This is a genomic window from Paenibacillus sp. BR2-3 (assembly GCF_046529485.1).
Classification (GTDB): domain Bacteria; phylum Bacillota; class Bacilli; order Paenibacillales; family Paenibacillaceae; genus Paenibacillus_AQ.
In genome coordinates this window covers 3409745-3424256 of record NZ_CP126311.1, presented here as the reverse complement: position 1 = coordinate 3424256, position 14512 = coordinate 3409745, and the positions used below count along the sequence as shown (strand labels likewise).

General features: G+C 50.7%; 12 protein-coding genes. 11 read left to right on the top strand and 1 reads right to left on the bottom strand.

All coding sequences use genetic code 11. The annotated features are described in order from the left end of the window. The first annotated feature begins 15 nt into the window (after positions 1-15). From PaeBR_RS16435 to PaeBR_RS16405, 7 genes are all read left to right on the top strand, one after another. Positions 16-453 (top strand): YlbF family regulator, encoded by a 438-nt coding sequence (locus PaeBR_RS16435; RefSeq protein ID WP_410511621.1) that lies wholly within the window; start codon positions 16-18, stop codon positions 451-453. Between the two features lie 41 nt (positions 454-494). After that, positions 495-758 carry a YlbG family protein gene (locus tag PaeBR_RS16430; protein WP_410511620.1) on the top strand — a complete coding sequence of 88 codons (264 nt, stop codon included), beginning with the start codon at positions 495-497 and terminating at the stop codon, positions 756-758. Positions 759-911: 153 nt separating this feature from the next. Next, positions 912-1349, top strand: coding sequence for a hypothetical protein (locus PaeBR_RS16425; RefSeq protein WP_410511619.1), 438 nt, complete (start codon positions 912-914; stop codon positions 1347-1349). A gap of 161 nt (positions 1350-1510) precedes the next feature. Next, complete coding sequence (locus tag PaeBR_RS16420; protein ID WP_410511618.1) at positions 1511-2371, top strand: EAL domain-containing protein; 861 nt, start codon at positions 1511-1513, stop codon at positions 2369-2371. A gap of 43 nt (positions 2372-2414) precedes the next feature. Beyond that, positions 2415-3371, top strand: coding sequence for a diguanylate cyclase domain-containing protein (locus tag PaeBR_RS16415; RefSeq protein WP_410515217.1), 957 nt, complete (start codon positions 2415-2417; stop codon positions 3369-3371). 303 nt (positions 3372-3674) lie between these two features. After that, entirely contained in the window at positions 3675-4574 is a 900-nt protein-coding gene (locus PaeBR_RS16410) for a selenium metabolism-associated LysR family transcriptional regulator (protein ID WP_410511617.1), read from the top strand. Between the two features lies 1 nt (position 4575). After that, the gene (locus PaeBR_RS16405) at positions 4576-5442 is read left to right on the top strand and encodes a PHP domain-containing protein (protein ID WP_410511616.1); all 867 of its coding nucleotides are present in this window, start codon (positions 4576-4578) and stop codon (positions 5440-5442) included. A 325-nt stretch (positions 5443-5767) separates the two neighbouring features. Here the strand turns inward: PaeBR_RS16405 and PaeBR_RS16400 are convergent, their stop codons facing one another. Next, positions 5768-7615 carry an NFACT family protein gene (locus PaeBR_RS16400; RefSeq protein WP_410511615.1) on the bottom strand — a complete coding sequence of 616 codons (1848 nt, stop codon included), beginning with the start codon at positions 7613-7615 and terminating at the stop codon, positions 5768-5770. A gap of 194 nt (positions 7616-7809) precedes the next feature. Here PaeBR_RS16400 and PaeBR_RS16395 point away from each other — a divergent pair, with 194 nt between their 5' ends. The 4 genes from PaeBR_RS16395 to PaeBR_RS16380 all read left to right on the top strand — a co-directional run bounded on the left by PaeBR_RS16395 (position 7810) and on the right by PaeBR_RS16380 (position 14511). Then, positions 7810-10629: a calcium-translocating P-type ATPase, SERCA-type gene (locus PaeBR_RS16395; RefSeq protein ID WP_410511614.1), complete on the top strand. Its 2820-nt coding sequence runs from the start codon at positions 7810-7812 to the stop codon at positions 10627-10629. 69 nt (positions 10630-10698) lie between these two features. Continuing rightward, positions 10699-11535: a diaminopimelate epimerase gene (dapF, locus tag PaeBR_RS16390; RefSeq protein ID WP_410511613.1), complete on the top strand. Its 837-nt coding sequence runs from the start codon at positions 10699-10701 to the stop codon at positions 11533-11535. A 170-nt stretch (positions 11536-11705) separates the two neighbouring features. Further along, a complete protein-coding gene (locus PaeBR_RS16385; RefSeq protein ID WP_410511612.1) occupies positions 11706-13313 on the top strand; it encodes a spore germination protein in 1608 nt (535 codons plus the stop codon). Next, positions 13306-14511, top strand: a complete 1206-nt coding sequence (locus PaeBR_RS16380; RefSeq protein WP_410511611.1) for a Ger(x)C family spore germination protein — start codon at positions 13306-13308, stop codon at positions 14509-14511. Before PaeBR_RS16385 ends, PaeBR_RS16380 begins: the two co-directional genes overlap by 8 nt. Position 14512 lies beyond the last annotated feature (1 nt).

The window sequence follows — 14512 nt, the reverse complement described above, 5'->3', positions numbered from 1 at the left end:
AATTGAGTTGAGCTCATGAGCGTAGCGGAATTTAACACGGTCGATATGGCTGAAGTGCTGACATACGCCTATGAATTGGGCGACATGATTAATCAATCCGCTGAAGTGACGGATTACTTATACTGGAAAGGGCAGGTTGATGCGAGCCCCGAAATCCAGGCGATGATTAAGCAGCTTGACAGCAAGAAGGAGCTGTTCGAGGAGACACAGAGGTTCGGCCATTTTCACCCGAACTATCATTCGGCCAAGGATGAGGTTGCTGCGGTTGAAGCGGAGCTGGAGCAGTTCGAAGCGGTAGCCCGTTTCAAGAAGGCCGAGAAAATGCTGGATGACATCCTGTTCTCCATGTCAGAAACCATAGCCTTCTCGGTTTCGAACAGCATCAAGGTTCCAAGTAACAATCCTGCGCCTAAAGGCGGTTGCGGCAGCGGCGGCAGTTGCTCTTGCGGATAAGGCAGCCGGGATAAAGAGAGAGACAGGAAGGCGATGAGCTTATGTTTGCGGAACGCACAGGATATATTGTTTGGGTTAGTGACGTGAAGGCAGCGCGTAATCTGGAAAAGTACGGAACTCTGCACTATGTCTCACGGAAGATGCATTACGCCGTTATGTACGTTAACGCAGATCGGGCTGAGGAAGTTATGAAAAATGTCCGCAGGCTTTCGTATGTGAGAAAGATCGAAAGGTCTTACCGCAATGAATTGAAGACGGAATATACCAGCAATGGACCGGACAAGTCCCGTTACTACGGATTATAAGCCGGCAGCGGTAAAAGACAGGCGCGAAATTGGCGTCTGTTTTTTTGTGGAATTTTTCTGCGGGCATGAACTTGTACTACCCTCGGCAATGGGGTAAGATGACAACAATAAAGGCGTGCCAAGCCCCCTTACATACGGTGGAGTGTGATGATGATGAGCGACAAGGGAAAGGAAGGATGGGGCTCTCATGAGCCCTTCTATATTTTGCTGAATGACTATAGGGTCGCCAACATTGTTATAACGAATCATGCGAAGAACCGATACTTGGACCGGATCAGCGAAGCGGGCAGCGACGAAGGGGAAATTGCAGCCTGGTTATGGCAGTGCCTGAAGCAGAAACGGATAAAACCTTATCCGAACAGTGAACAGAACGCGTACTTGATTGACGATGACTTGGTGATGGCGGCCGAGTTCAATGAGCTGGAAGGCGTAAGTAATCTCTCCGGCCAACCGCTGTACAACTTGATCATTGTTTCATTTCTCGGCAAAATTTCATCGAATCCCAAGCTGCGGGATTTGAAGACCTATTATTCGTGGCTGCGCCACGCCCGCCGCATGAAGCTCATTAAAAAGAAACGTAAGCGCAGGTAGCTTATGAAGAATGAAGTATTGGCCTCACATTGTGGGGCTATTTGTCTTGTCATCACAATAAAAGATAAGATCATGATTTGATTTAATCACAGGTTAATAGTTCTTATGTATGCTGGTGGAGCGAGGGACAGAATTCATGAGAAAAGCATACAGGAGAGGTTATGAACAAACCATTGCAAATACATAATAAGTTATCTGTGCTTCCTCACTACCTTCAGCATTTGAACGGAAGAATGAAGAGCGAAATTAAGGAGTTAAAGAGACTGGGAGATCTCCTGGACATTATGAACAAGGGATTAATGGATACATACTTCCAGCCGATCCTCAAGTTGCAGAACGGGCTGACCATTGGGCATGAAGTGCTGAACAGGCCACCCTCTTCGCCTCAGTTTCCAACAACCGAGCACTTTTATGAGTTTGCCGGGGGAACGGATCTGATGTTCAGACTGGAAAAATACTGCCGCCGACTGTCACTTACCCGATATGTCGAGAGATTGCCGAATCCTAAAGCTAAGGATGATAAGCTTATTTTCATCAATGTGCATCCCGGTATCCTGAATGATTCACGCCACAGAAGCGGGGAAACGCTGGAACTTCTGAAAGAGCTGGGATTATCCCCAAGTTGTGTTGTCTTCGAGTTGACGGAACGCCAGGCGGTACAAGATTATGTTAGCTTTGAGAAGGCCTTGTCCCATTATCGGGAGCAGGGCTTTCGGATTGCTGTTGACGATGCGGGTTCGGGTTACAACAGCTTGAAGACTTTAGTCTATTTGAAGCCTGAATTTATTAAGCTGGACAAGTCATTGATCTGCGGAATCCACGGCAATCCGGAGCAGCAGGAATTACTGGAGCTGATCAGGGAGTATGCTGCCCGTTCTGCCACTCTCGTAATTGCCGAAGGGATTGAAACGGCAGAGGAACTTCATTATTTACAGAAGGTTGGTATTGATTATGGTCAAGGATATGCTTTTGGCAGGCCCATCCCTCAACCGTTGGATGGTTATTTAGGCGAAAAACGTTGATTAAGGGTTACAAGTCAAAGTCCGGTAGGAAGGGGCTGTGAGTATGCTTCTCCAGATCGGGGAAATTGCGGAGCAAATCCCGCAGATTCCCCCCAATAGCAAATGCGAATTCGTAGATCATATCTTTAAAAGCAATCCCCAGCTTCAAGGTGTGGTTGTGTGTGACAACGGCTGCCCGATTGCACTTATTATGAGAAAAAGTTTCTATCAGCAGATTGGAACCTTATACGGCTTTACGCTTTATATGGGGAGATCCATAGAGCTGCTGATGGATAAGAATCCGCTTGTTGTGCAGTATAAAACACCCATCACTGAGGTTAGCAAGCTGGCTATGAACCGTAAGGAAGAGAACTTGTATGATTATGTGATAGTCACTCATGAGGAGCGCTTTTTCGGCACTGTGAGTGTCCGCGATTTGTTGCTGAATTTTGCCGAGATACAAGCTGTAGCTGCAAGCTTTCTAAATCCACTAACGGGACTGCCCGGGAATTTGAGTATTAATGAATGGCTGGTAAAGTCGCTGCTTGAGGATCAATTCAGTGTATTGTACATCGACCTAGATCATTTTAAAGCCTACAACGATACCTATGGGTTCAAGGAAGGCGATCGGATGATCCAGTCAACAGCTGAGATATTAAAGCATAGCACACTGCGGGTGGGTGGATTTTTGGGCCACATTGGCGGGGACGATTTCATAGTCTTTATTAACGATTACAACTATCAGGAATGCTGCGATACCATAATCAGGGAATTTGACACCATGGTAAAAGACTTTTATCATGCAGATCATCTGACGCAGCAGTATGTACTGACGGAGAGCCGTTCTGGAAAAATAGAAGAGATTCCGCTTGTCTCGATCTCTATCGCCGTTGTTACCAACCGGTACCAGCGTTTTGATTCCATAGAGCACATATCTGAGGAAGCGGCACGAATCAAGAAAAGATGCAAAATGATCAAGGGATGCTGCTGCATAGATAATGCGGATACTTGCTCAACTTAAATTCACCGCTCCGGAGGCTTGAACAACCTGTTGCGATGAGGTAAGATGACAACAATATTGTATCCGCCCAAAATCCCGGAAACGCAGTGTAGCAGGAAGATGAGATAAGGAGGCATGCGGCTTGAGGCTGCATGCCCTTTTTTAAAATATAAGACAGTATAAGTTTTCACTATACTTTGCTTATATTTCTACGAGAAACGGATACCGTCTCTTTCAGGACGGCGAAGCCGTTTCTTCTTGGTATCGTCAGCTCGGTATGATGGGAAGGGGCGGTATAAGGTTTCTAATGAAGGAGTGGCGAACATGAACTTTCATCAGCTGCATATTTTTTATACCGTGTCGGAGCGGGGCAGCTTCTCGGCAGCGGCTCAGGCGCTGCATATGACTCAGCCGGCTGTAACGATGCAGGTACAGGCTTTGGAGGATTATTTCGGAACCAAGCTCTTCAACCGTTCCACCAAAAAAATCGTTCTCTCGGAGGCGGGCAGAACCCTGATGCCCTTTGCGCTGCGCAGCATTGATTTAATTAGGGAAACCGATGTGGCGATGTCGGCGTTCACCCATATGCTCGAGGGAAGATTGCAGCTGGGGGCAAGCCTGACCATTGGCGAGTATGTCCTTCCGCGTCTTCTGGGTCCTTTTGGCAAAACGTACCCGCACATCTCCATTATGATGAAAGTGATGAACACGTCGCAGATTCTGGAGGAGATCACAAAGCATCAGCTTAACTTCGGCTTAATTGAGGCCCCGGTAACCCACCCCGATATGGTTATTGAACCGGTAATGGGGGATGAACTGAAGCTGATTGTGCCCCATGATCATCCGCTTGCGGAACAGGATGAGGTTACTCTGGAAGAGGCGCTGCAGCACCCGTTCGTGCTGCGGGAGCAGGGCTCGGGTACACGCCGTGTTATGGAGGAACAGCTGATTGCCAAGGGACTGGACCCGGGGGCCATGCGGATTGTAATGGAGCTCGGCAGTACAGGTGCTGTGAAATCGGCGGTGGAAGCAGGACTTGGGATTACGATCATATCTACGTCATCCGTTAAGCATGAGGTTGCGCTGGGGCTTTTAAAAGTAGTGAACATTTCGGATGCGTCATTTAAAAGGCAGTTCTATGCCATACATTTGAAATCGGCACTGCTGCCCATCTCGGCTGTAACGTTCCTGACGTTTTTGCGCCAGCATGCGGGGGAGAATTAGGATGAACGAACGAATGATCAGGCTGGCAGACCAGTCAGGACGCTGCGACCTGCACACGCATACACAAGCTTCAGACGGGATGCAGCCGCCTGCGGAAAATGTGCGTCTCGCCCGGGAGAAGGGGCTTGCGGCACTGGCGATCACGGACCATGACACTGTAGCAGGCATTGCGGAAGCTCTGGAAGCAGGGAAACAGTACGGTATTACGGTTGTGCCCGGTGTTGAGATAAGTACGCGTGCGGGCGGTAAAGACATACATGTACTGGGGTACTATGTCGATCCTCAGCATGGCTTATTTTTGTCGCGGCTAGCAGAACTGAGAGCCACCCGTGCGCAGCGGAATGAAGCAATAATCCTGAAGCTGCGGAACCTGGGCATTGATATTACTCTGGAAAAAGTCGTAGCAGGAATCGGACGCGAGCTGAAGCCTGATGAGAGCATCGGGCGGCCCCATATTGCTGATGAGCTAGTCCGGCTGGGAGCTGCGGCTGATATGCGGGATGCCTTTGACAAGTATCTGGCCGACGGTGCAGCGGCCTTTGTATTGCCTCCGCGCATCACCCCGGAGGAAGCCTGCCAATGGATCATCGGCGCGGGTGGCGCTCCGGTGCTAGCCCATCCGGGTTTGTACGGTGATGATGAACTGGTGCGCGGGATTGTAGAGCGAAGTGCCTTTAGAGGCATCGAGGTCTATCATTCGGATCACGGCCCGGCCGAGGAAGCGCGGTATCTTGCTATGGCAGCGGAATATGGGCTTGTTGTTACTGGCGGATCTGATTTCCACGGTGCTCGGCAAGGCGTGATTTTCCATGGGGATATCGGGAGTGTTACAGTTTCAGTTGATGTACTTGGCCAACTAAAGAGCTAGTTAAAACGAACTAAAGAATTACATGATGAATGGGGAGAGTAACGGGAGGGAATTTTGGAACTGTAGGAGCGACAGCGACCGCCCGAAAGCTTTCCGCAGGAAAGCTCGCTTCGAAAGCATCTGCTGTCCCCGGATGTTTACCGCTGCATGCGGTCTAATCCAAAACATCTGGGGATGGGCAGCGGCCGGAAGTCCAAACATTCCCGTAGTTACGGGTAACACCTATAGCATAGGTCAAAATCTTTAGTTCAACTTATATAGCTAAAAAAACCTCCAACACCATTGACGCATTATCGTCGGATGGCTGGAGGTTTTTTGCGCTGAATTAACTTTTTAAAGTGCTGGGGAGACTCTTGATCCGCGCTTCATCCGGTGTGACAAACAGCGTCTTCTGATGATCATAGATCACAAAACCCGGCTTGGAGCCGCTTGGCTTTCGAACATGACGGATCAAAGTGCTGTCTACCGGAACGCTGCTCGATTGTTTGGCCTGGCTGAAGTATGCGGCAAGCTGTGCCGCCTCTTCCAGTGTGGCATCCCCAAATTGCTCACTGCGGATGACGACATGGGAGCCCGGAATGTCCTTGGTATGCAGCCAGGTATCATTCGGTGAAGCGAGCCGGTTGGTAACGTACTCGTTCTGCAGATTGTTTTTGCCGACATAAATATCCACCCCTTCGGAAGAGGTGAACACCTGCAGGGTAGGGCGGGTGGCCTTTTTCTTCTTTTTGCCCTTTTTGTTCCGGTCGCGCAGATATCCCTGTCCTACCAGCTCGTCCCGGATCTCCTCAATATCGTTGAGAGAGGCGTGGGCGAGCTGCTGCAGCAGACTTTCCATGTATGCTATTTCCTCATGCGTTTTGATGAGCTGCTCATCAATGACGAGGAGGCTGTTCTTGTATTTGTTATATTTTTTAAAATAACGTTGTGCGTTGTCCGAAGGGCCCAGCAGCGGGTCCAGCGGGATGGCTATTTCAGCCTGGTTCTCATCGTAGTAGTTGACTAAAGTGGCTGTTGTATCACCTTTGGAAAGGGTATGAAGGGAGGCGAACAGCAGCTCACCCCAGATCCGGTAACGGTCTGCTTCCTGCGCCTCATCCAGGTCCTCCTGCAGCTTTGCGAGTTTCTTGATGTTCTTGCTCCGTTCGTTGCCGAGGAACCGAATCAGGTCGCTTACGCGCTGCTTCACGGTATCCCGTTCGGCCTTATCTCCGTAGTAATCCTCCATGCACTGGCTAATTGAGCTGAATTCCTTCACAGGTTCTTCCAAAAGTGTTAATGGAATCGCGGAAAAAATCAGCTTGCCTTTGGCATTTGCTCCCGTGACAGGGGAGAATTGGTTCCTCCTCACCTGCTCCATAATGGAGTTGAAGGCTTCCCAAAGCATGACCGGATTTTTTGGATTGGATTGTGTGTTGATATTTAGAGCTTCAAAGTTTCTGTAACGCTGTACGATCTCCCCGGCGATAAGCGGACTGATTCCGCTGAATGCATGCACAATCCAGCCAACAGGATCCACCGATGGGGCAGGCCCTCCTGAACCGTCAGCCTTTGGCTCTTCCTCCACCTGAGCAGATTCCTCGTTGTCCGAATTTTCCTGCAGTGCAGCTTCTTCGGCGGAAGAGATCAGGCTCAGAAACTCCTTTTGCCCGATTTCCAAAGGGTTCAGCTTGTGCTGCTGCGGCGGTTCTGTATAGGCGAAGCCTGGCATTACGATCCGGTAGCTGCTGATGGAAGGAGTAACATGATGAATTCCGTCGATGATAGTACCCGAGGTAAGATCTGTAAGAATGATATTGCTGTGACGGCCCATCAGCTCGATGATGATTTTTTTGGCGGAAACGTCTCCGAGCTCGTCTCTGGTTCGGATGGTTATATGAATAATGCGCTCCATGCCTACCTGTGAAATGTTCTCAATGGTTCCACCTTCGCAGTGCTTGCGCATCAGCATGCAGAACATGGGCGCTTCTGTTGGGTTGATCGTATTTCTTTCTGTAAAATGTATTCGCGGATAGGTAGGATTAGCGGACAGCAGCAGTTTGCCGGCTCCGCCCCCCCGCAGAATGAAAATGAGGTCGTGGCTGCTGGGTTGATATATTTTACCAATCCGTGCCCCTACGCATGCCTGAAGCTCATGCACGATGGAACGGGTAACAATACCGTCTAATGCCATAATAAACTTCTCCTGTCGCGATAAAATGAATTTCGTTCCTCTCCTATGATGCCATACTTTACTCGGTTCGCGCAAAAGGGGACCCGGGGTGAGGGTGATATTTCAGGACGACCCTGAATACATTGGTCTTAAACAGGTGGAAAAGCTGTGTGCCGCCGGAGGTCAAGAAACGACCGGGAGGGGATAGAAAGGACATGGAACAAAACAGTTGGCACCGGCTCGGTGCGGAGGAGCTGCAACAACTATTCAAGGTTAATCCGCAGACGGGCCTGAGCGAAGAGGAAGCCGTCGAAAGACGCAAGGAATGCGGGTTAAATGAACTGTCGGAAGGGAAGCGAGTGTCCCCGCTGACCCTGCTGTTGAACCAGTTCAAGGATTTCATGGTGCTGGTGCTGATGGGGGCGACTCTCGTATCCGGATTGCTGGGTGAGTATCTGGATGCAGTCACAATCATCGTTATTATTTTACTTAACGGGGTGCTCGGATTTGTTCAGGAATTCCGGGCCGAGCGGTCACTGCGGGCTCTGAAGCAGCTGTCCGCACCATCGGCCAAGGTCATCCGTCAAGGTAAAAGCGAGATTATTCCCGCCAAAATGCTGCTTCCCGGTGATATTGTCCTCCTGGAGAGCGGAGACCGGATTCCTGCAGACGTCCGCTGGCTGGAGTGCAGCGCTCTCTATGCGGAAGAATCGGCGCTGACTGGTGAATCTCTGCCTGTTGCCAAGCATTCTGAACCCATATATGCCGACGAGGTTCCGCTGGGTGACCAGAAAAACATCGGTTTCATGGGTACGATGGTTACTAGGGGTACGGGAAAAGCCATGGTCGTCCGGACCGGAATGGATACAGAGATGGGCAAAATAGCCGATCTGATCCAAAATACCGATGCACAAGAAACGCCGCTTCAGCACCGTCTGGAGCAGCTCGGCAAAATACTCATCTATGTTTCTTTGGGCCTGACTATTGTAGTCGTAGTAGCAGGAATCATGCACGGCCAGCCTGCGACAGCGATGTTCTTGGCCGGGGTCAGCCTGGCCGTAGCTGCTATTCCCGAAGGATTACCCGCAATCGTTACGATTGCGCTCGCTCTCGGAGTCCAGCGGATGATCAAACGCAAGGCGATTGTCCGTAAACTCCCTTCAGTAGAGACTCTTGGCTGTGCTTCGGTCATTTGTTCCGATAAGACAGGCACGTTAACCCAGAATAAAATGACGGTAACCCGTCTTTGGTCGGGCGGCCGCATTCTGGAGGTAACGGGGGAAGGGTATGCTCCGCTGGGTCAGGTTCTGGAGAAGGGCAAGCCGGTAGATCTTAAGCATGATCAAAGCCTGCGCCGTTTGCTGCAGGTAGGGGCTCTGTGCAATAATGCTGAAATCCATGAGACCTTTCCTTCCGAAACGACTGGCAAGCGGAAAGCAAAAAGTAAAGGGAACGAGACAGATAAAGGACAGAGTGACACCGGTGTATGGGCACTGAAAGGCGATCCCACTGAAGGAGCGCTGGTAGCCCTGTCAGCAAAAATGGGACTGACCGCTCAAGCCCTGGCTGTATCTTATACGAGGGATAAGGAATTCCCCTTTGACTCGGAACGTAAGTTAATGTCTGTTATTGTGAGTCATCCGGGCGGCCGGACCATCTGCACGAAAGGAGCGCCTGATGTGCTGCTGGGCCGCTGTTCCTATATGCTCTGGGAAGGCGGAGTGGTTCCATGCACCCCTACTTTGCGGCAGAAGGTGCTTGATGCCAATGAGGGAATGGCTTCAGGAGCGCTTCGTGTGCTGGGTATGGCCTACCGGGATATGCGGCCGAATGAAACGGCATCCAATGAGAAGGAAGCGGAAAGCCAGCTTATTTTCATAGGCTTGGCCGGTATGATTGACCCGCCGCGCCGTGAAGTGCGCGATGCGATCAGCATCACCCGCCGGGCCGGCATCAAAACGGTGATGATCACCGGTGACCACGGCACCACCGCAGAAGCCATTGCCCATCAGCTTGGTATCCTGCAGCGTGGCGGTACGGTTCTCACAGGCAGTCAGATCTCCCGGATGAATGAAGCTGAACTGGATAAAGTATCCGACAATGTGTATGTATACGCCCGTGTGTCGCCCGAGCATAAGCTGCGTATCGTGAAGTCTCTGCAGCGCCGCGGCCATGTGGTGGCGATGACGGGGGACGGTGTAAATGATGCTCCGGCGGTAAAAGCGGCGGATATCGGGATTTCCATGGGAATCACCGGGACGGATGTGACCAAAGAGGCATCGTCGCTGGTATTGGGCGACGATAACTTCTCCACGATCGTGGCAGCCATTGAAGAGGGCCGGAATATTTACGAGAATATCCGTAAATTTATCCGTTATTTGCTTGCTTCCAATGTCGGTGAAATTCTGACGATGTTCTTCGCGATGATGCTCGGTCTGCCACTGCCGCTTGTTCCGATTCAGATCTTGTGGGTCAACCTGGTGACCGACGGACTGCCTGCGATGGCGCTTGGAGTGGATCAGCCTGAGAAGGATTTGATGGAGCACAAGCCCCGCGGTGCCAAAGAGAACATTTTTGCCCGCCGGTTGGGGTGGAAAATCATCAGCCGCGGGCTGCTGATCGGCCTATGTACCCTGGTTGCCTTTTGGCTGACGCTGCGGATTGCACCGGATAGTCCGTCGCAGCTGATTCGGGCTCAATCGGTTGCTTTTGCCACGCTGGTTATGGCGCAGCTGATTCACGTCTTCGATTGCCGCAGCTCTCGTTCTGTGTTCCACCGCAATCCTTTTCAGAATAAGTATCTGGTTCTCGCCGTGCTGTCCTCTATAATCCTTATGATGGCTGTTATGTATATGCCGGTGCTGCAGCCTGTTTTCAAAACAGTGCCGCTAAGCTTCCGTGAGTGGTGCCTCGTTCTGGTAACTGCAGGCATTCCTACCTTTGTTATGGGAGCGGGCAGTGTCTGGAGCGGTAAACGAATCCGCAGACGCAGCAGCAGCCATCCGATGATAAAAAGTACAAAATTTTCGGCATAAAATCAATAGCATTGCTCCACTCCTTGAGGTATGCTTGGTTCAGCCAATTTTAAGGGAGTGGACGCTTCAATGGAATTTACAAAAATGCACGGCCTCGGCAACGACTTCATCGTCGTTTTTGGAGAGCAGGAACTGCCTTCGAACGCATCTGAGTTAGCCGTTATCCTGTGCAATCGATTTTTTGGTATAGGTGCTGACGGGCTGGTATACATCCTGCCTTCGGAGCGCGGTGATTATATGATGCGAATCATGAACTCGGACGGCTCTGAAGCGGAGCAATGCGGCAACGCTATTCGCTGTGTAGCCAAATATGTATATGACCACGGTCTTGTCAGCTCCGAGCAAATTGTAATTGAAACCCTAGGTGCCGGAGAACAAAAGGTTTCTCTGAACGTTAAAGACGGTGTTGTAGAAACCGTAACGGTTGATATGGGTGAGCCTGTACTCTCAGGCCCGCAAATTCCTGTAGCTATCGATGCGGAGCCGGTTCTGGACCGTTCCATTGAAGCCGATGGAACAGAATTCAAGTTTACCGCTGTATCCATGGGCAACCCTCACTGCGTGATCTATGTGGAAGATGCGGTTTCCTTCGATCTTGCAACCTGGGGACCGAAGCTTGAGGTTCATCCCCTGTTCCCGAGAAAAGTAAACGTCGAATTTGCAACCGTACTGGATCGCGGGCATGTTGACATGCGGGTCTGGGAGCGGGGAGCAGGTCCAACACTCGCTTGTGGGACGGGGGCCTGTGCCACACTGGTGTCGTCAGTGCTGAATGGACTGACCGATCGTTCGGCCGTGATTAGCCTGAAGGGCGGCGACCTGTTTATCGAATGGAATGAAGAGGACAATCATGTCTACATGACCGGTCCGGCTGCGGTTGTGTTCACAGGGATAGTTTCAATCTAAGTAACCGGAGTTACCAATCGAATCAAGTTTTTCTTACCGCCGCTATTAAACGGCGGTTTTTTGCCGTTCACTTGCGGAGACTATAAATGCCGTCCTGAGCAGAAGGACGCATAACAATAGAGGGAATCGCAAATAATGGAAACCATAAGACTTGATAGGGGCGGAGGCAGATGATAGATAGCGGTTCTCAAAAGCGAGGCAAGCGTGATAAGGGTTCGGTTAAAACCTCAGCCGGGAATGCAAATATCGCTGCTCCGAAACTTTCGCCAAATCTCACGCAGACACTGGACAACATCAGGCGGGAGCTCGGGGCCAGTCCCGACCTGACGATCCGGCAGGTTCAAATCGGCGGAGAAGACCCGGTACAGGCTGCAGTCGTCCATCTGGGCGGCCTGGTGAACACTGTGGCGGTGAACGAATTCGTAATGGGTTCATTGCTAGACAATTCCCACCTTACAGCGCCGGAAATGTCCCGGGAGCCGGAAGATCTGCTTCAGCTCATCCTGTGCAGAGCGATGGGGCTGGGTGAAGCAGAAATTAAGAGCGATTGGAATGAAATAATGATCGCCATCCTGTCGGGAGATACCCTTATTCTGCTGGATGGATGCACCAAGGGCATCGTAGGCGGAACGAAAGGCGGAGAATGGCGCACCATCACCGAGCCTTCCTCCCAACTGGTTGTCCGGGGACCGAAAGACGCTTTCGTAGAATCGGTGAGCACGAATATATCACTAATCCGCAGGCGGATTAAATCACCGAAGCTGTGGTTTGAATTTATGAGAATCGGCAAAGTGACGAATACGGATGTCGCTATTATCTATATCAAAAATATAGCGGATGACAAGATCGTGGACGAAGTGAGAACGCGGCTGAAGAGAATCGACATCGAGGCTGTCCTTGAATCCTCTTATATCGAGCAGCTTATTCAGGATAAGGTATTAACGCCGTTCCCCACTGTCTATAATACAGAACGTCCGGATGTAGCGGCGGCCAATTTGCTGGAAGGAAGAATCGTGCTCATCGTTGACGGCACGCCTTTTGTGCTTATACTGCCTACGGTATTCGCCCAATTCTTCCAATCGACTGACGATTATGCCCAAAGGTTCGATATTGCCACATTAATGCGTATGGTTCGTTATGTCAGCTTTATCATTTTGCTTCTTGGACCCTCGATTTATATAGCGCTGACGACCTTTCATTATGAAATGATTCCGACGCCGATGCTGATCAGCTTGCTGGCCCAACGGGAGAACGTCCCGTTTCCGGCTGCAGTCGAGGCGATGCTGATGGAGATTGCTTTTGAAGTCCTGAGGGAAGCCGGCACCCGGATGCCAAGAGCGGTTGGACAGACCGTCTCGGTCGTCGGCGCCTTGATCCTGGGTCAGGCTGTGGTGGAAGCAGGCATTATTACGCCGGTCATGGTTATCGTGGTGGCGCTTACCGGTATTGCCAGCTTCGCGATTCCCTCCAACAATCTGGCGATAGCGGGACGAATCGTCCGTTTTGGTTTTATTGCAGCTGCGTCCGTGTTCGGTTTCTACGGCATTACACTAGGGTTGATCGTACTGGTTGCCCACATGAACAGCCTGCGCTCGTTCGGTGTTCCGTATTTATCCCCGTTCAGTCCATTTTCCTTGAGAGGACAGAAGGATACTTTAGTGAGAGTGCCCATGTGGATGATTCACCTCCGTCCCCATAAATCAAAGGATGCGAATAATAACACCAGTAATGATGACGAGTCATCCGCTTCCGGGAAGGAGGGGCGTACAGATGCTTAAAATGTTCAAGTTGCTGTTGCTCCCGGGCATTTTTCTTCTGCTGTTGACCAGCTGCTGGGACAGCATGGAACTAAACCGTAGAGCCATTGTTTCCGGTATGTCCATCGACAAAGGGCTTTCGGGGGACCAAAAATACAAAGTAGCTTTCCAGGTAGTCGTGGCGGAAGAAAACACGGGTAAAAACAGCAGGGGGAATTCGCCGGTTGCTCTCTTTGAAGGAAGCGGAAGATCGATATACGAGGCGCTGGAAAACGCTTCACGGAAGCTCTCGCGATTGCTGTCCCTGGGGCATGTAAAGGTTATCATCATATCAGAGGAGCTGGCCCGCGAAGGGATTCAGGATATTATGGATATTCTGGAGCGGGAATCCGAAATGCGCCTGAGCAGCCTGATGTTTATATCCAGAGGTCAGTCGGCAAAAGACATTCTGTCCATCGTAACCGTTTTTACGAAAATTCCGGCCAATGATCTTGTAAAGAAGCTGGAAACCACATCACAGTCCTTTGGGTTTAACTTCCAGATGGAGGTGGACGATGTAATCCGGGGTATCGTGGCAAAAGGCGGGGGCGCGATTATCAACGGTGTAGTAATAAACGGCGATCTGGAAGCGGCGAAAAGCAAGGAAAATGTGGAGGCAATCAAGCCAAAGGCTATCTTGCGGACTTCCGGTCTCGGTGTATTCAAGCAAGACAAGCTGGTGGGATTTCTGGACGGCGCGGAGGGAATGGGCACAAGCCGCCTGCATAACAAGCTGCAGCAGAATGCAGCGTTCATCGAACTGGGAAAAGATGATATTGCAGCATTTAATGTATACCAGGTGCATACCACGATTAAAGCAGACGCCAAAGATCCGGAGCATCCGATTATGAACATAAGCATTGAACAACAGGCCGGACTGAAAGAGTCCACCGGTCCGCTGGATTTGACCAAGCCCGAGGTGCTGAGGGATCTGGAGAAACGTTTGAGTGAACAGACCAGGAAGGAAACAGAAGCTGCCGTCAAGGCAGCCATGAAATTCAAGAGCGATTACCTCGGATTCGGAGAAGCGGTTGAACGGGATAATCCGAAAGGGTGGAAAAAGGTGGAGGATCGTTGGGATATTGTATTTACCCGCTGCGAAGTGAACATCAAGGTGAAGTCAGTTATCCGACATACCGATATGAGGACGCGTTCCTTCCAGTCGGAAAACATGGAATAGG

Coding starts and splice junctions, on each gene's coding strand:
- PaeBR_RS16435 (WP_410511621.1), top strand. CDS start 16: ATGAGCGTAGCGGAATTTAACACGGTCGATATGGCTGAAGTGCTGACA.
- PaeBR_RS16425 (WP_410511619.1), top strand. CDS start 912: ATGAGCGACAAGGGAAAGGAAGGATGGGGCTCTCATGAGCCCTTCTAT.
- PaeBR_RS16405 (WP_410511616.1), top strand. CDS start 4,576: ATGAACGAACGAATGATCAGGCTGGCAGACCAGTCAGGACGCTGCGAC.
- dapF (WP_410511613.1), top strand. CDS start 10,699: ATGGAATTTACAAAAATGCACGGCCTCGGCAACGACTTCATCGTCGTT.
- PaeBR_RS16420 (WP_410511618.1), top strand. CDS start 1,511: ATGAACAAACCATTGCAAATACATAATAAGTTATCTGTGCTTCCTCAC.
- PaeBR_RS16380 (WP_410511611.1), top strand. CDS start 13,306: ATGCTTAAAATGTTCAAGTTGCTGTTGCTCCCGGGCATTTTTCTTCTG.
- PaeBR_RS16430 (WP_410511620.1), top strand. CDS start 495: ATGTTTGCGGAACGCACAGGATATATTGTTTGGGTTAGTGACGTGAAG.
- PaeBR_RS16410 (WP_410511617.1), top strand. CDS start 3,675: ATGAACTTTCATCAGCTGCATATTTTTTATACCGTGTCGGAGCGGGGC.
- PaeBR_RS16415 (WP_410515217.1), top strand. CDS start 2,415: ATGCTTCTCCAGATCGGGGAAATTGCGGAGCAAATCCCGCAGATTCCC.
- PaeBR_RS16400 (WP_410511615.1), bottom strand. CDS start 7,615: ATGGCATTAGACGGTATTGTTACCCGTTCCATCGTGCATGAGCTTCAG.
- PaeBR_RS16395 (WP_410511614.1), top strand. CDS start 7,810: ATGGAACAAAACAGTTGGCACCGGCTCGGTGCGGAGGAGCTGCAACAA.
- PaeBR_RS16385 (WP_410511612.1), top strand. CDS start 11,706: ATGATAGATAGCGGTTCTCAAAAGCGAGGCAAGCGTGATAAGGGTTCG.